This is a genomic window from Paraburkholderia saeva (assembly GCF_907164555.1).
In the GTDB taxonomy this organism is placed as follows: Bacteria; Pseudomonadota; Gammaproteobacteria; order Burkholderiales; family Burkholderiaceae; genus Paraburkholderia; species Paraburkholderia saeva.
On the sequence record NZ_CAJQZC010000032.1, the window covers coordinates 1 to 1,010 of the forward strand.

A 1,010-nucleotide genomic window follows, 5' to 3' on the forward strand; every position below is an offset into this window, starting at 1 on the left:
TTCAGGCCGGGGCGCAGCGCGCAGCAGGCGGTCTTGATGGCACAGCGGTATGTGCAGGAAGGCCGTCGCTGGGTGGTGGATATCGATCTGGAGAAATTCTTTGACCGGGTGAACCACGACATTCTGATGTCGCGGTTGGCCCGGCAGGTCACGGATGATCGAGTGCTCAAGCTGATCCGGCGGTACCTGGAGGCGGGCCTGATGCGCAACGGGGTCGCGCAGGCGCGACGGGAAGGGACGCCGCAAGGCGGACCGCTCTCGCCGTTACTGTCAAACATCCTGCTGACGGATTGGGACCGCGAGTTGGAGCGGCGCGGGCATGCGTTCTGCCGCTACGCGGACGACTGCAACATCTACGTCCGAAGCAAGGCGGCAGGCGAGCGACTGTTGACTGACATGACGACGTTTCTCGCGAAGCGTCTGAAGCTGAAGGTCAACGATGCGAAGAGCGCATGCAGCCGCCCGTGGAGGCGCAAATTCCTTGGCTACAGCCTGACGGTTCATCGTCAGGCACGGCTGCGCATCGCGCCGGAAAGCCTGAAACGGCTCACGGCGCGTGTGAAGACGCTGTTGAGGGAGGGGCGAGGAAGGAGTCTGAGCCACACCATCGAGACACTGAATCCAGTGCTTCGCGGATGGGTCAACTACTTCCAGTTCACGCAAGGCAAACGCGCGCTAGAGGATCTGGATAGTTGGCTAAGGCGGCGATTGCGCTGTCTGCTCTGGCGGCAGGCAAAACACCGCTTGGGCCGAACCACCATGCTACGTCGACAGGGGTTGCCGGAGGAACGCGCATGGCGCTCAGCGCACAACGGCCAGGGGCCGTGGTGGAATGCTGGCGCGCGTCACATGCGCGATGCCTTCCCGAAACGCTTCTTCGACCGACAGGGGCTGGTCTCGCTGCTGGACACCCAGCGACGCCTCCAGCGTCCTTGATGAACCGCCGTATGCGGAACCGCACGTACGGTGGTGTGGGAGGGCTGAGGGGGTGACCCCTCACCCTACCCGAT

1 protein-coding gene is annotated in these 1,010 nt (G+C 63.5%); it reads left to right on the forward strand.

Going from position 1 to position 1,010, the window contains the following annotated elements:
• A partial coding sequence (locus LPA36_RS29350; protein WP_228884019.1) for a reverse transcriptase domain-containing protein occupies nt 1–936 on the forward strand: 936 nt, incomplete at its 5' end.
• Nucleotides 937–1,010 lie beyond the last annotated feature (74 nt).